Annotated in this window: 22 protein-coding genes and 1 riboswitch; of the genes, 17 read left to right on the top strand and 5 right to left on the bottom strand. The window is 56.8% G+C overall.

Translation table 11 applies throughout. The features are described 5' to 3' along the window. Positions 1 to 12 precede the first annotated feature (12 nt). Both ACN085_RS03170 and ACN085_RS03165 read right to left on the bottom strand, forming a co-directional pair. A complete protein-coding gene (locus tag ACN085_RS03170) occupies positions 13 to 750 on the bottom strand; it encodes a DUF6318 family protein (protein WP_419110578.1) in 738 nt (245 codons plus the stop codon). Between the two features lie 210 nt (positions 751 to 960). Continuing rightward, the gene (locus ACN085_RS03165) at positions 961 to 1,269 is read right to left on the bottom strand and encodes a hypothetical protein (RefSeq protein ID WP_419100475.1); all 309 of its coding nucleotides are present in this window, start codon (positions 1,267 to 1,269) and stop codon (positions 961 to 963) included. Between the two features lie 167 nt (positions 1,270 to 1,436). Next, a riboswitch (FMN riboswitch) is annotated at positions 1,437 to 1,568 on the top strand. Between the two features lie 143 nt (positions 1,569 to 1,711). Between ACN085_RS03165 and pnuC the strand changes: the two genes are divergently transcribed. The 9 genes from pnuC (at position 1,712) to hisF (ending at position 9,612) form a co-directional block, all read left to right on the top strand. Then, positions 1,712 to 2,425, top strand: a complete 714-nt coding sequence (pnuC, locus tag ACN085_RS03160; RefSeq protein WP_419104324.1) for a nicotinamide riboside transporter PnuC — start codon at positions 1,712 to 1,714, stop codon at positions 2,423 to 2,425. A 23-nt stretch (positions 2,426 to 2,448) separates the two neighbouring features. Further along, positions 2,449 to 3,477, top strand: a complete 1,029-nt coding sequence (ribD, locus tag ACN085_RS03155) for a bifunctional diaminohydroxyphosphoribosylaminopyrimidine deaminase/5-amino-6-(5-phosphoribosylamino)uracil reductase RibD (RefSeq protein WP_419110577.1) — start codon at positions 2,449 to 2,451, stop codon at positions 3,475 to 3,477. Positions 3,478 to 3,523: 46 nt separating this feature from the next. Next, positions 3,524 to 4,840: a 3,4-dihydroxy-2-butanone-4-phosphate synthase gene (ribB, locus tag ACN085_RS03150; RefSeq protein ID WP_419110576.1), complete on the top strand. Its 1,317-nt coding sequence runs from the start codon at positions 3,524 to 3,526 to the stop codon at positions 4,838 to 4,840. Next, positions 4,830 to 5,447 (top strand): GTP cyclohydrolase II, encoded by a 618-nt coding sequence (locus ACN085_RS03145; protein ID WP_419110575.1) that lies wholly within the window; start codon positions 4,830 to 4,832, stop codon positions 5,445 to 5,447. Before ribB ends, ACN085_RS03145 begins: the two co-directional genes overlap by 11 nt. Before the next feature lie 105 nt (positions 5,448 to 5,552). After that, positions 5,553 to 6,053, top strand: a complete 501-nt coding sequence (gene ribH, locus ACN085_RS03140; protein ID WP_419110574.1) for a 6,7-dimethyl-8-ribityllumazine synthase — start codon at positions 5,553 to 5,555, stop codon at positions 6,051 to 6,053. Positions 6,054 to 6,457: 404 nt separating this feature from the next. Beyond that, positions 6,458 to 7,468: a thermonuclease family protein gene (locus ACN085_RS03135; RefSeq protein ID WP_419110573.1), complete on the top strand. Its 1,011-nt coding sequence runs from the start codon at positions 6,458 to 6,460 to the stop codon at positions 7,466 to 7,468. 172 nt (positions 7,469 to 7,640) lie between these two features. Continuing rightward, positions 7,641 to 7,904: a phosphoribosyl-ATP diphosphatase gene (locus ACN085_RS03130; RefSeq protein ID WP_419110572.1), complete on the top strand. Its 264-nt coding sequence runs from the start codon at positions 7,641 to 7,643 to the stop codon at positions 7,902 to 7,904. 29 nt (positions 7,905 to 7,933) lie between these two features. Then, entirely contained in the window at positions 7,934 to 8,779 is an 846-nt protein-coding gene (gene hisG / locus ACN085_RS03125; protein WP_419100468.1) for an ATP phosphoribosyltransferase, read from the top strand. Positions 8,780 to 8,850: 71 nt separating this feature from the next. Continuing rightward, on the top strand, positions 8,851 to 9,612 hold the full coding sequence (gene hisF, locus ACN085_RS03120) for an imidazole glycerol phosphate synthase subunit HisF (RefSeq protein WP_419110571.1): 762 nt from the start codon (positions 8,851 to 8,853) through the stop codon (positions 9,610 to 9,612). Here hisF and ACN085_RS03115 read toward each other — a convergent pair. After that, positions 9,609 to 10,772, bottom strand: a complete 1,164-nt coding sequence (locus ACN085_RS03115; protein ID WP_419110570.1) for an MFS transporter — start codon at positions 10,770 to 10,772, stop codon at positions 9,609 to 9,611. The two genes, hisF and ACN085_RS03115, sit on opposite strands and share 4 nt — an antisense overlap. A 4-nt stretch (positions 10,773 to 10,776) precedes the next feature. After that, entirely contained in the window at positions 10,777 to 11,262 is a 486-nt protein-coding gene (locus ACN085_RS03110; protein ID WP_419104330.1) for a DUF2087 domain-containing protein, read from the bottom strand. A 304-nt stretch (positions 11,263 to 11,566) separates the two neighbouring features. Between ACN085_RS03110 and ACN085_RS03105 the strand changes: the two genes are divergently transcribed. The 3 genes from ACN085_RS03105 to ACN085_RS03095 all read left to right on the top strand — a co-directional run bounded on the left by ACN085_RS03105 (position 11,567) and on the right by ACN085_RS03095 (position 14,813). Then, positions 11,567 to 12,808: an alpha-hydroxy acid oxidase gene (locus ACN085_RS03105; RefSeq protein WP_419110569.1), complete on the top strand. Its 1,242-nt coding sequence runs from the start codon at positions 11,567 to 11,569 to the stop codon at positions 12,806 to 12,808. Position 12,809: 1 nt separating this feature from the next. Continuing rightward, positions 12,810 to 14,144: an MFS transporter gene (locus ACN085_RS03100; protein WP_419110568.1), complete on the top strand. Its 1,335-nt coding sequence runs from the start codon at positions 12,810 to 12,812 to the stop codon at positions 14,142 to 14,144. 69 nt (positions 14,145 to 14,213) lie between these two features. Further along, the gene (locus tag ACN085_RS03095) at positions 14,214 to 14,813 is read left to right on the top strand and encodes a DUF4230 domain-containing protein (RefSeq protein ID WP_419110567.1); all 600 of its coding nucleotides are present in this window, start codon (positions 14,214 to 14,216) and stop codon (positions 14,811 to 14,813) included. Positions 14,814 to 15,017: 204 nt separating this feature from the next. On the opposite strand, the gene ACN085_RS03090 is transcribed toward ACN085_RS03095, so the two are convergent. Further along, complete coding sequence (locus ACN085_RS03090) at positions 15,018 to 15,659, bottom strand: TIGR03085 family metal-binding protein (protein WP_419100461.1); 642 nt, start codon at positions 15,657 to 15,659, stop codon at positions 15,018 to 15,020. Positions 15,660 to 15,723: 64 nt separating this feature from the next. Between ACN085_RS03090 and hisI the strand changes: the two genes are divergently transcribed. The 5 genes from hisI to trpC all read left to right on the top strand — a co-directional run bounded on the left by hisI (position 15,724) and on the right by trpC (position 19,795). Further along, positions 15,724 to 16,122, top strand: coding sequence for a phosphoribosyl-AMP cyclohydrolase (gene hisI / locus ACN085_RS03085; RefSeq protein WP_419110566.1), 399 nt, complete (start codon positions 15,724 to 15,726; stop codon positions 16,120 to 16,122). A 98-nt stretch (positions 16,123 to 16,220) separates the two neighbouring features. Beyond that, positions 16,221 to 17,789 carry an anthranilate synthase component I gene (locus tag ACN085_RS03080; RefSeq protein ID WP_419110565.1) on the top strand — a complete coding sequence of 523 codons (1,569 nt, stop codon included), beginning with the start codon at positions 16,221 to 16,223 and terminating at the stop codon, positions 17,787 to 17,789. Continuing rightward, entirely contained in the window at positions 17,790 to 18,401 is a 612-nt protein-coding gene (locus tag ACN085_RS03075) for a Trp biosynthesis-associated membrane protein (RefSeq protein WP_419110564.1), read from the top strand. A gap of 155 nt (positions 18,402 to 18,556) precedes the next feature. Further along, on the top strand, positions 18,557 to 18,805 hold the full coding sequence (locus ACN085_RS03070; protein ID WP_419104337.1) for an HGxxPAAW family protein: 249 nt from the start codon (positions 18,557 to 18,559) through the stop codon (positions 18,803 to 18,805). A 165-nt stretch (positions 18,806 to 18,970) separates the two neighbouring features. Continuing rightward, complete coding sequence (gene trpC, locus ACN085_RS03065) at positions 18,971 to 19,795, top strand: indole-3-glycerol phosphate synthase TrpC (RefSeq protein ID WP_419110563.1); 825 nt, start codon at positions 18,971 to 18,973, stop codon at positions 19,793 to 19,795. Position 19,796 lies beyond the last annotated feature (1 nt).

Here is a 19,796-nt window from a genome sequence, read left to right as displayed (position 1 = left end):
AGGTTCAGTTTTTTACTGCCCAGGTTTACTGCCCTCGGTGGTGGTAATGAATTTCCAGTTGCCCTCGATGTACTCAGCAATAAATACGACTTCCATGGCGGGGTCACCCTCGATGTCGTAGGTGTATTCCCTTCCTGTTCGCGGGTCTGTCCCGCGCATGAGGCCGTCTGTAAGCTCAAGGCTGATGACCATACCTTGGGCCCCCTTGCCCACATCGGCTAGGGGAGAGTTGAGCCGAGATATAGACATCGTGTTGCCTTCAATCCACCCCTTGATGGTGTAGACGTCCTTACGCGATGCAATAATCTCTGACCACCGGGGGCTGACTCTGGGTGAAAGTGTATCTTCAAGGGGCTTGAAGTCACCCGTCTCGACCGCGTAGTTGAAGGTTGCGGCCCAGTGCTCGGCAAAGAGATAAAGCCCATCTGCGGTTTGTTGGCGAGCACCGGGGTCTGCTACCGGTGGGGCCAGCTCGGTTTTGGGGCCTTCGGTGGTTTTGCCGTGCAACCGGGGTGATACTGATTGTGAAGGAGTCACCCTGCCTGCTGAATTATGGGGTGAGGCAGAGGGCTGGGTCCCTAGCGTGCTTTGGGGGCTGGGGCTTGAACTGGCTGATGGGGTTGAGCTGGTGCTTTGCTCAGCTTTTTGATAGCCAGTCTTCTCTGGCTGAGGGGCTTGAAGAACGCACCCGCTCAGGCTGAGTACGAGAGCAAACCCTAGGGCGGCGGAAGGAAACAGGGAAGCGGTCATTGCGGGCTCCTTAAACACTGGTAGAAGAATCTGATACAACCAAAACAGGCTGTACCTTCTTCTTACTCAAGGAGCCGCATAAGCGCTAGTGACATGGGAAAACTAAGCTATTTATGACTCGGTTGTGACATAGTTATTGCCTCCGGGGGTAACTTATCCACAGATAGATGTAGATTATCTCCCATGCGTCCAGACTTCCCTGCTGGTGTGCTACGCCCTGATGTTTTCCTCTGCCCGCTGGGCCGCTAACGGGTTACCCATCGCCTGATGAATGGTAGCCAGCATCATCCAGTACTCGGTCTGCTCAGCCTCGGGGCGCTTGGCCAGAATGGGCTTGACCAGAGTGAGCACGTTAAGAGCCTGCTTGTTTTGGGCTTCGTCCAAGAGCTTCTGTGCACCGCGAACAGCACGGGCAATGGCCTGTTCCGGCTTGCGCTTAAGCAGATGAGCAACTGCCCCGTGCTCCTGCTTAAAGGTGGTATCGCGTTTTTGGACGTTAGCGGGTTTTGTATCGCTCATGGGCTTTACCCTTCACTGGGGAGAGAAAAAATCTTCACCTATCCTAGCAAGCCGACCTCTTATCTGCCCTGCCCGTTTAGAGCCGCCTAGTCGAGCTGAGTTCGGCGGTCAGCAAACAGGTACCCAAGACAGCCCCGTACGTGCTATAACTTGAACAGTAATAAAACATCGTGCTCCGGGACCCGGTGAAAATCCGAACCGGCGGTGATAGTCCGCTAATCCTTAGCCCCTTTGGGGTAGGGACCTGACAGGTGAAACTCCTGTACCGACAGTACAGTCTGGATGGAAGGTAGCACGAGCAAACCGTCGAGACGGCCCCCGTGCCGTCTGCCGTACCCGTTCGGGTGCAAAGAAGACCTGCCCTGGCAGGCACTATCTTGGCGCACCTGTGCAGGGCACACCTGGTTTTGTTCTCCCGGAGCCACTAGCTTCGGGAGTTTTTATGGATCTCTTGCGGTGGCTCTTCGACGCACAGATTGCCCTTGGCGATCACCAGTCACTCTTGGTGCGCGAAGTCCTCGGAAATATTTTTGGCCTGCTGTCTGCCCTGGGCGGTATGCGCCGTAAAGTTTGGGCCTGGCCGGTAGGCATTATAGGTAATCTGCTCTTGCTCACTGTCTTTTTGGGCACAGTCTTCGGGTCTGACTACGGTACTGCTAATCTCTTAGGCCAAGCAGGCCGACAGCTCATGTTTATCGCGGTATCCATCTGGGGCTGGTACCGGTGGAGCCAAACCCGCAGGGGCCTGGGGGCGAACCAGTCAGCTGTATCACCGCGCTGGGCCAGTGGCCGGGAACGAATTTTTATGGTGCTTTTTATGATCCTGGGAACAGGCTTACTGACCCCGGTATTCCGAGCGCTGGGCTCCTATGAGCCAGTCTGGTCCGACGCCTGGATCTTCACCGGCTCCCTGCTAGCAACCTTCGGCATGGCTAAGGGGTGGGTTGAGTTCTGGCTGGTCTGGGTAGCTGTCGATATCGTCGGTGTTCCTCTGCTCTGGTCAGCCGGTTACTACGCCAGCGCCTTCATGTATATTTTCTACGGTGCTTTCACACTAACCGGTTTCTTTATCTGGTGGCGAACCCGCAACCGCGAGGCAGACCGGGTGGAACTAGAAACTATCTTCCCTGACCCCACAGTGGATGTCCGAAAATGACGCATGTGGGCAAGGTGCAGGCCATGCGGTTGGCGCTTGCGGCTGCACGGCGGGGCCTTCGGGGCGCCAACCCTCTGGTCGGCGCAGTCATCCTATCCGCCGATGGTCACCATCTAGTGACTGGCTGGCACCGAGGGGCCGGAACCCCGCACGCCGAGGCCCACGCTATTGCCCAGGCTCGCTCAGCCGGTATCGACCTCACCGGTGCCCGTATGCTGGTTACCCTAGAACCTTGCAACCATACCGGCCGCACCGGCCCCTGTACCCACGCTATCGCCCAAGCCGGAATCAGCGAGGTCATCTACGCCTCCAGCGACACCACCGACCTGGCCGCAGGTGGGGGAGACTACCTGCGCTCCCAGGGAATCACGGTAGGCTCTGGGCTTTTAGCTGAGGAGTCTTTTGCCCTCAACAGGCGCTGGTTCCAGGCCCAGGTAGCCGGTCGCCCCTTCGTCACCGCAAAAATTGCCAGTAGTTTGGACGGCTTTATCGCGGCCGGCGACGGGACCAGCCAGTGGATTACCGGCCCAGAGGCCCGCCAGGACGGGCACACCCTGAGAAGCCGGGTAGACGCCATTGCTGTCGGTACCGCAACCGTTGCGGCTGACAACCCCCAGCTCACCGCCCGTGCTCATCAGGGCCGACTATCAGAGCGCCAGCCCCTGCGCGTCGTCATTGGGCGCAGCTCACTGCCTGACGCTAGCTACCTGCAATCTGCGGTAGCGGCAGGTCAAGCCCTGCACTACCGTAGGCGTGAACTAACCGAGGTTTTCTCAGACCTCTACAGGCAGGGAGTCCGTCACCTCATGATTGAGGGCGGCCCCACCCTGCTGACTGCCTGCATGGCTCAGGACCTGGTGGACGAACTCTACTGGTACCGGGCGCCCCTGCTCCTGGGCGCGGGGAAACCTGCTCTAGGGGAGCTGGGCATCGACACCCTGAGCCGGGCGGCCCGTTGGGAGCTCGATGACCTGGGCATGTCCCCAGCCCTGCGACAGCTTGGCGTCGACACAGCAACCCACCTGGTACCGTCCTCTCAGACCCCGCACTAAGACTTTTTACCTAGCCGAACTTTCCAACCAGCCCGAAAGACCCCTCATGTTTACAGGAATTATTGCCGCAACAGGAACCGTAGAATCCATTGAACCGGTCCTCGACTCAGCAGGCCGCCCCAAATCCGCGGTGGTCACAATCAAGGCGGGCGATCTTATCGCTGACCTTGAGCACGGCGGTTCCTTAGCCGTCAACGGCGTGTGTCTGACTGCCACCCGCACCCAGGAAATTGCCAAGGGTAGCTTTGCTGCTGACATGATGGGCGAAACCCTAGAGCGCACCAACCTAGGCAGGTTGGCCCCCGGCGACCGGGTCAACCTGGAACGCTGTATGCCCGCCAACGGTCGCTTTGACGGGCACCTAGTGCAAGGACACGTTGACGGGCTGGGCACCGTTGTGCTGGTTCAGGACCACGAGTCCTGGCGGACCATCCGGATTAGGGCACCCCGTGATATGGCCTCCTACCTGACAGAAAAGGGCTCCATTACCGTATCTGGCGCTTCCCTGACCATCACCGCTGTTTCCCAACCCCAGGCGGACACCACCTGGTTTGAAGTGGGCCTGATTCCTGCCACCCTTGAAGCAACCACCCTGGGCGAACTCACCGTGGGTGATACCGTCAACCTGGAAACCGATGCGCTGGCCAAGTATGTCCAGCGAATTCTGGCTGTTTCCGGTTCTGTGCCGGGCCTGGGTATAGCTGCCCCCGTCCCGGCTGCTTCATCGGCCCACCCTACCGAGGCCCTCGATACCGTTGAACGAGCCATCGCAGAAATCGCTCGTGGAGGGGCCGTGATCGTTGTAGATGACGAAGACCGCGAAAACGAAGGTGATATCATCTTTGCCGCCGAACATGCCACCCCTGAGCTCCTGGCCTTCACCATTCGCTATACTTCCGGCGTGATTTGTGCCCCGATGAGCGGTGAGCGTGCTGACCTACTCAATTTGCCCCCTATGGTAGAGGTCAACGAGGACGCTAAGGGCACCGCCTACACCGTCACCTGCGATGCACGGTACAAGGTGACCACCGGCATCTCAGCGGCTGATCGAGCCCACACCCTACGAGTACTTGCAAACCCCGAGTCTGGAGCGCTTGACCTGACCCGCCCCGGCCACGTTCTGCCGCTCCGGGCGGTAGAAGGAGGCGTGCGCGTGCGCCCTGGACACACCGAAGCCGCCCTTGAACTGAGCACCCTCGCTGGCCTATCGGGTGTTGGCGTTATCGCAGAAGTAGTGAACGACGATGGCACCATGATGCGCTTTGATGGCCTGCGCGCATTTGCCACCCAGCACAAGATGCCCATGATTTCAATCGCTGATCTCGTGAGCTACCTAGAGGAACGTGACACCTTTGAACAGTAAAATAGCTGAACTGATCCAGAGCAGCGACCCTGTTCTGGTGCCCACTGCGCAGGGTATTTTTGCTGTGCGCGGCTTTGAATTTTCAGATGGTAACGAACACATGCTGGCCACAGCCGTTGATGCTGACGGGAATGAGAAAACGGGGGAGAGCTCCCCACTCATCCGGCTTCACTCAGAGTGCGCTACCGGCGATTTGCTGGGGTCCTACCGCTGTGATTGCGGACCCCAGCTAGAACAGGCGCTAGAGACCGTCCAGCGTCAGGGCGGGGCTGTTCTCTACCTACGCGGGCAGGAGGGCCGGGGCATCGGGCTGGTTAACAAGCTTCGGGCTTATGCCCTACAAGACCGGGGGATAGATACCCTGGACGCCAACCTTCAGCTGGGCTTGCCCGCAGATGCCCGCGACTACACCCAGGCCGCCACGGTCCTCACAAGCCTGGGGCTTACCCAGATACGTCTGCTCAGCAATAACCCAGCCAAAGCAGAAGCCCTGGAAGCGCTGGGTGTGCGGGTGCTTGAACTGGTACCTGACATTGTTGAACCCCGCCCCGAAAACGAGGGCTACCTAGCGACCAAGCGCGACCGTATGCGGCACCGCCTGGCCTAGCCCCAGCCCTGTAGGGCTCAATGGCCGATAGACTTCAAAACAAGAACTAAGAGAGTGCCTGCCCCTAAGCAGGCAGAACCGAAGGCCCCAAGCAAGGAGAACACCATGAGTGGCGCAGGAGCACCTACACCCACCATTAACCCCCAGGACACCGCCGGGCTGTCCCTGGCTATCGTTGCCGCCTCCTGGCACACCCAGATCATGGACGGACTGCTTGATGGCGCCCGCCGTGCGGCCCAGGAGGCGGGAATTGAGCCCCTGATCGTGCGCGTTCCGGGCACCTTTGAGCTGCCGGTAGCTGCCGCTCACTTGGCGGAGAAGTTTGATGCTCTTGTGGCCCTGGGCGTTGTAGTGCGCGGTGATACCCCGCACTTTGACTACGTTTGTGATGCCGCGACCAGCGGTCTGACCAAGGTATCTGTTGAGAGCAAGACCCCTATTGGCTTTGGTGTTTTGACCTGCCATACCGAACAGCAGGGCCTGGACCGGGCGGGGCTTGCTGGCTCATCAGAGGATAAGGGCTATGAAGCTACCGCCGCCGCATTAGAAACCGTGGTCGCCCTGCGCAAACTGGTGAGCGCAACCAATGCGCAAGAAATGAGTTAGAAGATTTCCCTATCAGGGCTTGACGTGCCCGAGGGCACCTGCTGAACTTCTTGCCCTGAACGTTTTCATACCCTTAATGAGGTCAGTTTTCCTGTGAATAAAGAGATACGGCTTAGTGCTCTTGGAAAGATAACGCTCTCTGCTCCTCTGATGATGGCCCTGTGGTGAATTCCAGTCCTGCAAGCTCTGATGCCCACCGCATGTCATACTTGAACTAGATACCGATGGGTAACTTGTAAATATATAATTTCTAGTGGCTATTGGGTCGGTGTTCACAACCGTAGAAGGAATAAGACTTGAGACAGGTAATTTTTTTCAGAGCGATAGCTTTGGCTTCCATTGCATCGTTAGGGTTCGCTGGGTGCTCTTCCGGTGAGGCGAGCACGCAAGATGATTCAGCTATAGTGAAGAGGGTCGTCGATGGCGACACTTTTGATGTCTCCTACAAGGGTCAAGACACAAGAGTCAGGTTGTTGAATGTCGATACTCCAGAGACAAAGCACCCCAATAAAATCGTCGAGTGTCTGGGGCCTGAAGCCACTGAATACCTGGAAGAGATGCTGCCTGAAGGTAGCCGTGTGACCCTTGAATTTGATGTTGAAAAAATTGATAAATATGGGCGGACGCTTGCTGGGGTTTATAAAGACGGAGGTGAGTTCGTTAACGCCGAAATAGCCCGCAAAGGTTTGGGTGTGGCTGTCAAGTTTGAGCCTAACTCTAAGTTTTACCAGTCTGTGCTTGCTGCTCAACAGGAGGCTGAAAGCCAGCAACGGGGACTCTTTGACACGTCAATTGGCTGTAATCTTTCCAGCCAAATCAACGACGTAACCAATTCACTTGAAAAGGCGGAAGGTATACAAGAAATAGGTTCTGCCATCACTGAAGCAGATTCGCTGATAAGCCTTTCAGATGAAAATGTGGGCGATGAATCACATACGTATTTGGTTTCATTGCTTAGGTCCGCATCATTGAGTCAGTCCAAGGATAAAGTTGTTCACTTAAGAGCAAAAGCCAAACAACGGTATGACCAGCGGAAAGCGGATATGAAAGCCGAGGCCGAGAAAAAAAGGCAGGCTGAGGCTGACCGGGTAGCTGCTGAGCAGGCCGCTCGATTAGAGGCTGAACGCCTTGCTGCTGAGCAGGCAGCGCAGGCTGAGGCTGACCGGGTAGCTGCTGAGCAGGCCGCTCGATTAGAGGCTGAACGCCTTGCTGCTGAGCAGGCAGCGCAAGCTGAGGCTGAACGGCAAGCTCAACAGTATGTGCCACCGGCTCCGGCGCCCAATCCGAACCCCGAACCGCACCCGGCTCAATCACAGGAGCCTCCTGCTCCTGCCCAAGAACCTTATCCCGGTTATACCGGCCCTCGGTGTTACGCCCCCGGTGGGAAAACCTGGACTCCCTGCCCCCAGAAGTAGATGGGATGTTGGGTTCCTGAGAGGAATGCAGGGTGCGTTGATTTATGCCTATCTTATTGATGTGTAACTCATGATGCGTACCCTGTCTCTCACAGACAGATATCGGGCAGTAAAGCAAAATTGTATTAATTCGGTTACGGCTGAGAGTGGTAGGCGCGGTAGGCTAGAGGGCGTGAAGAATTTTGAAACCCTGTTCGTAGAATTAGCTGAAAAAGCTCAAACCCGGCCTGAAGGCTCCGGCACGGTTGCCGAGCTGGACCGCGGTGTACACTTTATCGGCAAGAAAATTGTTGAAGAAGCGGCAGAAGTATGGATGGCTGCCGAATTCCAATCCGACGCCGAATGTGCTGAAGAAGCCTCACAACTGATTTACCATTTGCAGGTCATGATGATCGCCAAGGGACTGACTCCCGAAGATATCTACAAGTACCTCTAAATCTCATCACCCGCAAAGGACTATAGACTATGCTGCGCGTTGCTGTTCCCAATAAGGGCATGCTCTCCCAAGCCGCCATTACTATGCTGACCGAGGCCGGTTACCTTCAGCGTCGTGACTCTCGCGAGCTGGTTCTGGTGGACCGTGAAAATGATGTGGAGTTCTTCTACCTGCGCCCCCGTGACATTGCAGTTTACGTTGGCGAAGGTACCCTGGATGTTGGTATTACCGGCCGGGACCTGCTGATTGATTCTGGTACCCACGCTGAAGAAGCCCTCAACCTTGACTTCGCCCGTTCTACCTTCCGCCTGGCCGGTCCCGTAGGAGTGTACAGCGACCCCAAAGAGCTAGAGGGTAAGCGGATTGCAACCTCTTACAAGCGTTTGCTGACCGACTACCTGGAGCGTTCCGGTATCAAGGCTTCGGTTGTCAGGCTGGACGGCGCGATCGAGTCGTCTATCCGCCTGGGCGTTGCCGATGCTATCGCCGATGTGGTGGAAACCGGTAACACTATGCGTGCCGCCGGTCTTGAGCCTTTTGGTGACCCGATTATGCGCTCAGAGGCCCTGCTTATTAAACGCCCAGGTGTGGAGGACCATGCCGGTCTTGAACGTCTTCAGCGCCGGCTAGAGGGTGTGCTGATTGCCCGCCAGTACGTGCTGATTGACTACAACATTGCCGAAGAAAACCTTGCTCAGGCGACCCAGCTCACTCCCGGTCTTGAAGCCCCCACTATTTCACAGCTCTCTCGGGAAGGCTGGGTAGCTATCCGCTCAATGGTTCCCCGCAAGAGCGCCAATCTGGTGATGGATAAGCTCTATGAGATTGGCGGTCGCGGAATCCTGGTGACCGCTATCCAAGCCGCCCGCCTGTAACCTCCCCGCGCGGTTCCTCATCGAGGCCCGCCTACCAAAACATTGACTGACCGATAAGAAAGGGCTAACCCGTGGGTGTAGCTATTCGTGTGATTCCTTGCCTAGACGTTGACGCTGGTCGCGTAGTCAAGGGCGTCAAATTCGAGGGCCTACGCGATGCCGGTGACCCGGTGGAACTGGCCAAGCGCTACAATGCCGAGGGCGCCGACGAGCTAACTTTCTTGGACGTTACCGCCTCTTCATCGGAGCGCCAGACCACCTTTGATGTGGTGGCTTCAACCGCTGAGCAGGTCTTTATCCCCCTGACAGTGGGCGGCGGTGTACGGTCGGTGCAGGACGTTGACCGGCTCCTACGAACCGGTGCCGATAAGGCATCCATCAACACCGCCGCAATCTCCCGACCAGAGGTCATCAACGAGATTACCGAGCGGTTTGGCTCCCAAGTTTTGGTGCTCTCCTTGGACGCTAAAAAATCTGACGCGACTCCCAGCGGCTATGAGGTCACAACCCACGGCGGACGCAAGTCCACGGGCATGGACCTGTTAGAGTGGGCCGCTGAGGCCGCCGAGCGCGGTGTAGGCGAGATCTTACTGAACTCTATTGATGCCGATGGCACCAAGGCCGGCTTTGACCTGCCCATGATTCGTGCGGTGCGCCAGGTGGTTTCGGTGCCCCTGATTGCATCGGGTGGCGCCGGTGCGACCGAGCACTTCCCACCCGCCATTGAAGCTGGGGCCGATGCTGTCCTGGCCGCCTCTATCTTCCACTTCGGTGAAGTCTCTATCGGCGAGGTCAAAGCCGCAATCCGCGAGGCTGGCTACCAGGTACGCTAGACCCTCCCGCGCAAACGGGGGATAACTAGAGCGAAAGCGCCCGCCCCAAGAACTATGGAGCCACTGGTCAGCATAAGCTCACGTGGGACAGTCGATCCCCACAAGCCACCGGCAAGGTAGCCAAGGAGCAAGCAGATTTTGACCAGCCAACCGTAGGCCGCCCAGGCTCGCCCCTGCTGGTTCTCAGCTACCCTGCTCATGATGGTGCTGTTCATGAGGCTGATAAAGATCCCGTTGCCAGCCCCAGCTACCAGATAGATTCCTGCCGCCCCCAGCGCCGTAGGCAGAATCCAGGCAATACTGAAAATACCAGCACCCATGAGCATGCCACTGGCAACCAAGGGTAGAACCGGGCGATGAGCCGGAATCTTAGCTGATAGAAGAGAGCCCATAATAATCCCCAGCGCCCAGCACCCCGAAACAAAACCGAAGACAGTCTCCTTCAAATGCAGGTAGCCGGTCAGCACAAAGACGGACACCACATCGTCTAAGGATGTTCCCAGAACGCAACAGACCAGAAAAAGAAAGCCTGCCCCGCCCAGAAGCTGGGGGCTTGACAATATCCTAAAACCGAGCAGGGCGCCCTTGGTTTCCCTCGCCTCCACAACCAGCGCGTCCCGGGTCGATACCGCAAAAGCCAGTAGGGCCACACAGAAGAGGGCCAGTGAACTGGCCAGCAGGAGCGCCTGAACAAGCCCCTGCCCAACCAGCAAGCCGCCCACCGCTAGGCCCAGAACACCGGCAAGGCCCGCAATCATGCTCAACCAAGAACCTGTGCCTTGGGTATCGGTTGAATAGTGGGTGGCCAGCTTGCGAGCTACCGGCCCCACCAGCGCGGTAGCTGTGCTAACGGCGAGCGTTCCCAGAATAATAGCTGGCCAGATGGTCCATGCTGCTATCGCACAATAGATAAGGGACTGAAAGGCCAGGGCGAGCGGCCACCACCACCAACGGATAGCGGTGTCAGCGAGCTTGCCACCCCACAGACCCAGAAGAACCTGCGGTAGTAGGGAAGCTAGCAGGAGAGCTGAAAGCAGATTAGCCTGCCCCTCAGCGGCCGCCTTGAGCCCGAAAGCTATGCTGATCATGGACTCACTGACCGAAGAGAGAAAAACAGCACCCAGGACAAGTTTCAGTTTGAAAGGGGTGGAGCGAGTCATCTGCCTACCTTTCAGCCAGATAACCCGGCAACCAGATAGCCTCCCAATCGGGTGCCTCATCGTGCAGGAGCGTGCCTTCGCGCACGGCAAGCTGGGTAGCTAGCCGGTAGCTCCTGCCGCTTGAGCTTCGCACCAGATAGCCGTATTGCACCATCTCCCGGCGCATGAACGCAAAATCGTGCCAGAGTGCTTTCAAAATCTCGTTGACCTCTGGCTCAGAGTAGATTCGGCCCGGCTCAAAGTAGGTGACCAGGTGCAAGAGAATATGGGCCCGCGTTCTGCGTTTGGATGGCCAGCTTGTGAGAACCCCGTCTTTGAAGAAGCGCTGTACCACGGTTTGGTGGGTGAGTTCAGCTTGAGCTACGAGTGAGGGTTCTGCTGTCTGCTGAGCTAGTTCATCGATCAGACCCTGCCGGGCAGCGGTAAAGTTCAGCCCGGTTTCCTGCATGCGGGCGCGGATTAGTTTTTTAAAGTTTCGGTTAGCGGTCATAGATACAACGATTCCTGCGTACTCTAGCTACGCCGTCTATCGGTATTCCTATGCCAGCCAGCCCGCTGTCAGGGCTGCTCCCAGAGAAAATCTATTCCCTTCGCACTGTGTACCGCTTGCTAGAGTTACGGCTGGTGCTGGGCGTTGGGGCCGCCACAGATATTAAAGCACACCCTCTAGCCTGAAAAAATAAAATAATTTATTTTTCCCTAGTTTTTTAAAAAAATAGATGGATTTTTTAGCTTGCGGTGCCAAGCACGATAACCTATCTGATACCCAAACGTGAAAGAAACCGGGAGTCATTATGCCTACGCCTCACCTGGTACCTCTAAGGCGCCAGCTTCCATCAGCTCACATGCTCAAGGACTTTATGAAGTTCGATCTGCCCACCACAGATTTCCGGGCCCGCCGCCTAGCTAGAGCAGCCGACTCTTGGGACCTGCGCGCTCTAGCCCAACGACGCACCCCAAAGGGTCCTTTTGACTATGTAGATGGTGCTGCAGAGAAAGAGCTGTCACTACAGCGGGCACGTCAAGCCTTTGACAACCTGGCCTTCGAGCCGGGGGTGCTACGAGATGTTGCCCAAGTCGATCTATCAACTGGCATGGCTGGAGCCCCTTCCGCTATGCCGCTGGCTATTGCCCCGACAGGTTTTACCCGCATGATGCATGCCGAAGGCGAAATCGCAGGTGTGAAGGCCGCTCATCAAGCAGGTATCCCTTTTACCCTCTCTACTATGGGAACTGAGACCATCGAAGATGTTGCCGCCGCAGGACCAGACGGTCGCCGCTGGTTCCAGCTCTACCTGTGGAAGGAGAACCGTTCTAAGGCTTTTGAGCTGGTTGAACGTGCCCACAAGGCAGGCTATGACACCCTCATGGTAACCGTTGACACCGCTGTGACCGGTGCCCGCCACCGGGACGTTCGTAACGGCATGACCTTCCCTCCCAAGCTAAGCGCCAAGACTGTCATTAACGCTAGCTACCGGCCTGAGTGGTGGTTCAACTTTCTGACCACCAAGCCTTTAGGTTTCACCAACTTTGGGGAGGGAACCAAGTCGGTGCAAGAGATCGGCAATATGTTCGATCCCACCCTCAACTTTGAGGACCTTGCCTGGCTCAGGCAGCAGTGGCCCGGCCAGTTGCTGGTTAAGGGGATTCAGACAGTATCAGATGCCCAGCTATCTGTAGAAGCTGGTGCTGATGGTGTTGTCCTGTCCAACCATGGGGGCCGCCAGCTGGATAGGGCACCAGTGCCCCTCTATACTCTGCCGGAAGTCCGCCAGCGCCTGGGGAATGATTACACTGTCCTGCTGGATACCGGTGTCATGTCCGGGGCAGATGTCGTTGCTGCCTGCGCCTTAGGAGCGGACGGTGTCATGATTGGACGGGCCTATCTTTATGGTCTGATGGCCGGCGGGGCAGAAGGAGTCTGCCGCCTGCTGGATATCTTCCGAGCAGAGATGACACGTACCCTACAGCTCATGGGCATCAGCTCTCTTGACCAGCTCACTCCCGATCACGTCCGTTTGGATTGGAGGCCTTAGAATGAGCACTCTTGCTACCCTCAAAGCAGACTTGAACCCTAATACCCGCAGAGCACTGCTGGCTTCTATGCTGGGCTCCTTGGTTGAATGGTATGACTATGCTCTATACGGAGCTGCAGCCAGTTTGGTCATCGGTCCGCTCTTTTTTGGGCAGATGGAATCAGGCTCGACCATCGCCGCCTTTGCCACCTTTGCTGTGGGCTTTGTGGCCCGCCCTCTGGGTGGTCTCTTGATTGCCTGGTTGGGGGATAGGCGGGGCCGTAAACCTGCCATGCTCCTGACCATTATCATCATGGGTATTTCTACGGTGGGTATTGGCCTTTTACCGACAGCTGAGCACCTCGGTGTCTGGGCAGTGGTTCTACTGGTTATTTTGCGTCTCTTGCAAGGGCTAGGTGCTGGCGCAGAACTAACGGGGGCACTGACGCTGGTAGCTGAGTACACTCCGGTACAGCGCCGAGGTTTTTGGACCTCTCTGGTTCTTTCAATGCCACCAGCTGGCTCCCTGCTGGCCACTTTAGCTTTTATGCTGGTGAGCGGACTGCCGGAAGAAACTTTTAGAGGCTGGGGTTGGCGTCTTCCCTTCCTGCTTTCGGCGGTACTTTTTGCAGTGGCAATTTTTATCCGTAACAAGCTGGAGGAATCCCCGGAGTACCGAGCTGCTATGGCTCAGCAGGAGCAGAAGAAAGAGGCCCTCAAAGTTCCCTTGGCAGATGTCTTGCGCACCAATTTCAAGCAGGTACTCATCGGCTTTATGGCTGTTACCGGCCACAATGCCAATAACTACATCATTTCGATTGTTTCGATTACCGTCATGATTAACTACGGTGGGCTAAGCCGCAGCGATGCCCTGATGCTGGTTATGCTGGCAACTATTTTTGGTGTTGTGCTATCACCGGTGGGTGGTGCCCTGGGCGATAAGCTGGGAGCTGGTAAGGTCATGCTCCTGGGATCAGTCACAGGACTAATCTTTGCCTTCCCACTGTTTACGGCACTAACGTCGGGTAGTTTCCTGCTCATTTTCTGTGCTCTCTCCATTTCTTTTGGTGTCGTCTTGGCGACGACATCGGGCCCCCAGGGTGCTTTCCTGGTTAATCTCTTTCCCATCAAAACCCGCTTTACTGGCGTTGCCTTGGCCCGTGAACTGAACGGTGTGGTGATTGCAGGTTTCACTCCTATGATCGTTGCTGCACTCTTTGAATTCGGTCAGGGGAGTATCGTTCTGCCCTCCCTCTATATGGCTACTTGTTTCGCTGTGACAGTGGTGGCAACCCTGTGGGCTAAGGACTCGGGTAATAACTCCGCCGCCCAGGTTGTCCCGGCAGTCAATGGGTAGTATCCTGAGCTCAGTTCTAAGGTATAAACCGGGCTTTAGTCTGGAAGATTTTTGAGGAATATATCCCACATGAAAAAGAAAACACGGGGCTTGGCCCTATTCCTAGTGCTGGTAGCCTTGGGTGTTTTAGCGGTGAGTGCTATCTTCCCTAAGAAAGATGACCTCAACCATGAATTGTCGGAGGGCTTTGAACCAATTGCAGAGCTCAGCCTAGAAAAGTACTACTTCACAGATATAGCAGTCATTGATGAGCCCGCAAAGGTTCTTGGCTTGAATATTCCCTTTGCACACAAGAAGGTCATCTTCACCTATGAGGGCTCAGTCAAAGCTGGGATCGACAACTTTGAGGCTATAGAGGTAGCAGTGAATCAGAAGTCACAGACAATCACTCTGAGAGCCCCAGATGTCAGGCTGCTAGAAACCAAAATAGACCCCTCCAGCGTCAACGTCTACGATCAGTCCATGAACCCTTTCAACCAGCTAAAAGTGGAGGATATGACCGGGTTACTGGCTAGCAAAGAGCAAGAAGCCAAGGACAAAGCCCTTGAAAACGGTCTGCTGGACCGAGCCCGGGACCGTGCCAAGAGCCTGCTTTTATCCCAGGTGCAGAGCCTGGTCACCGGGACCTCTCTTGAGGGTTATAAGGTTGAGCTTGAGTGGCAGGGCTAAGGGGTGACAGGGCTAAGGGGTGACAGGGCTAAGGACGATCCCTGGGTGGGGGAGAGATGCTGGGCCTCTAGGCCATCAACTGTAGAGACTTTACTCTCATGATTAAGCGGTAGGGTTGGACGTGCGCCACTCCTACCGCTGAGATTAAAACACAGGGTGAAAAGGATTAAAGAAAGTTCAGCCATAAAAAATGGCTGGCTCAAGTTAACCTGCGAGGGTGGCCTGAGAGGCATCTTCCCGGCCAAAGAGGTAGAGCACCAGCTCGCCCGGTTGGCCGGTCAGAATCTGCGCCCTTTGACCGGGATGTGGAGCAATAACTGTGTGGACGCTGGGCCGGTATCCCGGTGCATCCAGTACCAGGCCAGGGGGGAACTTCTTACCGGCCATGAGTCGAGCGCGTTTTCGCAGAGCCTCCCAGAGCTTTTGCTGAACTTCGTCCTGTAGGGTGCGCGGTTCCACGGTGGCATCGGCGGCCCGGCGTACGTCCTCGGTATGCACAAAGTACTCCAGCAGGTTCATGGCCAGGTCGAGCTGAGGGGCGCGCGAACGCATGCCCAAATACCCCGGCAGAGCCTGAAAACGCGCCAGACCCTGCTCGTATCGCTCGGGTTCGGCCAAATCATCAGCCAGTTGCCCGGTTAGTCGGTCAGTGCGGGCGGCTAACGGTCCGCCAACAACACCTGCCGCGGCCAGTGGTTGCGACTCTCTCAGGAGTAGGTGGGCCAGCATGTGCCTGGTTTCCCAACCCTCACAGAGGGTAGGGGCCAAAGGGCCTGCTTGGGACAGTGCCAAGCAGAGAGCTTGGCGTTCAGAAGTTACGAGTTCTAAGGGAGAAAGTGCCGTCATGCTTCCTATCCTAACCCTAGGGCGAGAGCAAAGGGGCTTGGGGCCTATCGGTTAGGATAGTTGGGTGACTACACCACTTCAAACCGCCGCCCCCCAGCCCTCGCTTGACCCCGCTATTGCCGCTCAACTCAAGCGTGATGAGAATGGGCTCTTTGCCGCAATTATCCAGCAGTTCGACAGTAAAGAAGTTCTCATGCTGGGCTGGATGAATGATGAAGCCCTAGGTCGGACTCTGACCGGGGGGCGGGTAACTTTCTGGTCACGTTCTCGCCAGGAATACTGGCGTAAAGGTGATACCAGTGGCCACTACCAGTACGTTAAGAGCGTCAGCATCGACTGTGACGGCGACGCACTTTTGGTGCAGGTAGACCAGGTAGGAGCCGCCTGCCATACCGGAACCCCCACCTGCTTTGAGGCGGGTGGAGTTTTACCCGCCGTCAGCGGAACACGGCCTGTAGAATAGGCCCGACTAGGCCTTTTCGCAGGGCACCTTGTGCGGTTCCCCTGACCCTTGAGGGAACGCCCCCTACTCTCATTCGCCACGTATTGTCAGAGGTAAAGATGCAGGATCTTGGAATCATTGAACCCACCCTTGAAGAGTTTAGGCAACTCGCTACTACCCGCCGGGTTATTCCGGTTCGGGTCAGGGTTTTAGCTGATGCCATGACTCCCATCGGTATTTACCGGTCGCTGGTCCTTGCCGACGGTGCCCCGGCTCCTGGTACTTTCCTGCTGGAATCTGCCAATGAGCAGAAGCAGTGGTCACGTTACTCTTTCATCGGCGCCTCTAGCCGTTCTACCTTGACCACACACGACGGCAAAATTGTCTGGCAGGGTCTCACACCCAGCGGTGCGCCCACCGAGGGCGACCCCGTCCAAGCTATCCGTGAGACCCTTGAGATGCTCCATACCGAACCTTTTGAGAATCTGCCCCCGCTCACCAGTGGCCTGGTGGGCTACATGGGCTGGGATGTTGTTCGTCACTGGGAGAAACTCAGAGGCGGCCCCGCAGATGACCTTAAACTGCCCGAGTTTGCCCTCAATATCGTTTCAGACATGGCGGTTCATGATAACGCCGATGGCACTGTTACCCTGATTGCCAACGCTATTAACTTCAATGGCACCGACGAAAACGTTGACGCCGCCTACGCCGATGCCCTCTCCCGGGTGTACGCCATGATGGACAAGCTGGCCCAGCCTGCCCCCGAGAGCGTATCAACCCTGTCAGATATCGGCCAGCTTGAAGACCGCCTTGCCACCGTCAAGCACACCTGGCAGGAGCAGGGCTTCCTTGACGCAATCGAAAAAGCCAAGAAGAACATCATCGATGGAGACGTCTTCCAGATCGTGATTTCACGGCGCTTTGAAGTGGAGAATCAGACAAATGCGCTCGATGTTTACCGGGTGCTGCGCCAGTCCAATCCCTCGCCCTATATGTACCTCTTTAACTTTGAGTCCACCGCAGACCGGGAACCCTTCCAGATTGTCGGCTCATCGCCTGAGGCGTTGGTGACCCTCAAAGACGGCCTAGCGATTACCCACCCGATTGCCGGTTCCCGCCCCCGCGGTGCCAGCCGTGAAGAAGACCTGGCTCTGGCAGAAGAACTCCTGGCCGACGAGAAAGAACGCTCCGAGCACCTCATGCTCATTGACCTGGCACGCAATGACCTCTCACGCATCGCTGTTCCTGGGAGCGTTTCGGTTACCCAGTTCATGGAAATTGAACGTTTTAGCCACATCATGCACATCTCATCAGAAGTGCAGGCTCAGCTGGCTCCTGGCATGAACGCCTACGATGTTCTGCGGGTAGCCTTCCCTGCCGGTACCCTCTCCGGTGCCCCTAAGCCCCGGGCCATGCAGCTCCTTGACGAGTATGAAATCAGCGCCCGAGGCGTGTACGGGGGCGTCTGTGGCTACTTTGATTTTGCAGGTAACATGGACATGGCTATTGCCATTCGCACCGCTGTGCTCAAGAGCGGGCGGGCCTATGTCCAGGCCGGGGCCGGGATCGTGATGGATTCTGAGCCCGCCTCCGAAGCCCAGGAAACGGTCAACAAGGCCGCAGCTCCGCTGCGCGCTGTGCTAACAGCATCGGGACTGGCTCCGCTATCCACCGAGGTGATTTCTTAGATGTCTGAGCAAATACAGAGCGGGGCAAAGACCGTGCCCGCTTGGGCTAAGCCATCCCGGGTGATGGCCGGATCTATGCTGGCCGCTGGGTTAGGCTTTGCTTGCACACTGTCCACCTGGATTCGGGCAGAAGTTACCACGGTCATTGATACGAGCGTGATTGATGTTTCCGGGGCTGATGCCGCTTCAACCGTGAGTGCCCTAGCCTTGGTCGCGCTCCTGGCATCGGTGGCGCTCCGTATCGCTGGCCGACGCTTGCGCAAGATACTTTCGGTCCTTATCGCCGGGGCGGGCCTTGGTCTTGCGGTAGCGGCCTATAGCGTCCAGGCAGACCCGCAGGCAGCGGCGGCGGCTCAGGTGAGCGCCGCAACGGGAACAACTGCGGCGGCTAATGGCTATGAGCTCACTGCTATGCCCTGGCTGGGTCTTGCGGCTGGCTTACTGATCACCCTGAGCGGTATCTGGGCCTTTGCTGCTAGCTCTCAGTGGAGGAGTGGCCGCAAGTACGATCGTTCTACCAGGGGCCAGGGGAGCACGCACCCTGACGAGAACCCCGATGAAATTGATACCTGGGACTCCCTGACGGCGGGGGATGACCCCACAAATCGCTAGCGCTGCAACTGCTCTGGCCGTCATAAGAGGAACACCGGACACACTAAGTCCTGAAGATTTCGGAAAAGTACCGCCTTATCTCCTAAGATAGATACCAAACATAGGTGCGCCCCGCCCATACCCGGTGGACACCCACACACATCAAGGAGTCTTACATGGCACAGCATACCGTCGAGATGGTCCCCGACCTTCCCTATAACAACCACGGCAGCACCATCGCGTCCTGGGCGATGATGATTATTATGATGCTCGGTTCTATTATTGGGGCTGTGGGCTTCTGCCTGGCTAATACACCCATCTTTACAGTGGGTGTCGCCGTGATTGCCCTTGGTGTTGTTGCGGGTATTGTCTTGCGTTCTGCTGGCTACGGCCAGGGCGGTAAGCACACCAAGTACAACCACTAAATGGCTACTGCAAACCAGTAACTTCTTTCAAGGACGTCACGCACCTGCGCGGCGTCCTTTGCCTTTCTCACCCGGTGAACCCACCTGGCATGTTGCGGTCCATCTGGGTGATACTAGAAGGGCATGCCACAAAGCGCACCGCGCACACAACCCCAGGGGGCACCTATGACCGTACTCGATGACATCATTGCCGGTGTCCGCCAAGATACGGCGGCACGTCAGGCCCTTCTACCGCTTGAATCTGTCAAAGAACGAGCCTCCGCACAGCCTCCTGCCCTGGATGCTTACAGCGCTTTGCGAGGCGCGAGCCAACAGACCGTAGAGGTAATTGCTGAAGTTAAGCGGTCTTCCCCCTCCAAGGGGGAGCTATCCGATATTCCAGACCCTGCCCAGTTAGCATCCGCCTATCAGGCCGGGGGAGCCGCCGCGATTTCGGTGCTGACCGAAGAACGCAGGTTCAAGGGCAGCCTTGCTGATCTCGACGCTGTTCGTGCGGCGGTTTCTATACCGGTTCTGCGCAAAGACTTTACGGTGGACGAGTACCAGATTTATGAGGCGCGGGCTCACGGTGCCGACCTAATCCTGCTGATTGTTGCGGCCCTCGACGATCAAACCCTCCGACGCTTCTTGAACCTGACCCACGAACTGGGCATGAACGCTCTGGTGGAAACCCACACCCCTGAAGAGATTCAGCGGGCTATCGCGGTGGGCGCCCGCATCGTAGGTGTTAACGTGCGTAACCTCAAGACCCTTGAGGTCAATAAGGACATATTTGGGGAGCTTGCCCCCTTGCTCCCGCAGGATGCAATTATTGTTGCCGAGTCAGGTGTTGCTTCACCCGCCGATGTTGCCGATTACGCCTCCCACGGCGCGCAGGTTGTGCTGGTAGGTGAGGCACTTGTCAAGTCGGGCACTCCCACCGAGACCTTGCGTGATTTTCGGGGCGCTGGGGAGAGCGCCCGCCGTAACTACCTCGATACTAACCAGTAAC

Source organism: Rothia sp. P4278, assembly GCF_048512945.1.
Classification (GTDB): Bacteria; Actinomycetota; Actinomycetes; order Actinomycetales; family Micrococcaceae; genus Rothia.
The sequence above is the reverse complement of the archived record's forward strand: the minus strand, read 5'-3'. Positions and strand labels throughout refer to the sequence as shown.

Excerpts from the sequence above, each read along its gene's own strand:
- ACN085_RS03170 (WP_419110578.1), bottom strand. The coding sequence starts at position 750 with ATGACCGCTTCCCTGTTTCCTTCCGCCGCCCTAGGGTTTGCTCTCGTA.
- ACN085_RS03165 (WP_419100475.1), bottom strand. The coding sequence starts at position 1,269 with ATGAGCGATACAAAACCCGCTAACGTCCAAAAACGCGATACCACCTTT.
- pnuC (WP_419104324.1), top strand. The coding sequence starts at position 1,712 with ATGGATCTCTTGCGGTGGCTCTTCGACGCACAGATTGCCCTTGGCGAT.
- ribD (WP_419110577.1), top strand. The coding sequence starts at position 2,449 with ATGCGGTTGGCGCTTGCGGCTGCACGGCGGGGCCTTCGGGGCGCCAAC.
- ribB (WP_419110576.1), top strand. The coding sequence starts at position 3,524 with ATGTTTACAGGAATTATTGCCGCAACAGGAACCGTAGAATCCATTGAA.
- ribH (WP_419110574.1), top strand. The coding sequence starts at position 5,553 with ATGAGTGGCGCAGGAGCACCTACACCCACCATTAACCCCCAGGACACC.
- hisG (WP_419100468.1), top strand. The coding sequence starts at position 7,934 with ATGCTGCGCGTTGCTGTTCCCAATAAGGGCATGCTCTCCCAAGCCGCC.
- ACN085_RS03115 (WP_419110570.1), bottom strand. The coding sequence starts at position 10,772 with ATGACTCGCTCCACCCCTTTCAAACTGAAACTTGTCCTGGGTGCTGTT.
- ACN085_RS03110 (WP_419104330.1), bottom strand. The coding sequence starts at position 11,262 with ATGACCGCTAACCGAAACTTTAAAAAACTAATCCGCGCCCGCATGCAG.
- ACN085_RS03105 (WP_419110569.1), top strand. The coding sequence starts at position 11,567 with ATGCCTACGCCTCACCTGGTACCTCTAAGGCGCCAGCTTCCATCAGCT.
- ACN085_RS03100 (WP_419110568.1), top strand. The coding sequence starts at position 12,810 with ATGAGCACTCTTGCTACCCTCAAAGCAGACTTGAACCCTAATACCCGC.
- ACN085_RS03095 (WP_419110567.1), top strand. The coding sequence starts at position 14,214 with ATGAAAAAGAAAACACGGGGCTTGGCCCTATTCCTAGTGCTGGTAGCC.
- ACN085_RS03090 (WP_419100461.1), bottom strand. The coding sequence starts at position 15,659 with ATGACGGCACTTTCTCCCTTAGAACTCGTAACTTCTGAACGCCAAGCT.
- ACN085_RS03080 (WP_419110565.1), top strand. The coding sequence starts at position 16,221 with ATGCAGGATCTTGGAATCATTGAACCCACCCTTGAAGAGTTTAGGCAA.
- ACN085_RS03075 (WP_419110564.1), top strand. The coding sequence starts at position 17,790 with ATGTCTGAGCAAATACAGAGCGGGGCAAAGACCGTGCCCGCTTGGGCT.
- ACN085_RS03070 (WP_419104337.1), top strand. The coding sequence starts at position 18,557 with ATGGCACAGCATACCGTCGAGATGGTCCCCGACCTTCCCTATAACAAC.
- trpC (WP_419110563.1), top strand. The coding sequence starts at position 18,971 with ATGACCGTACTCGATGACATCATTGCCGGTGTCCGCCAAGATACGGCG.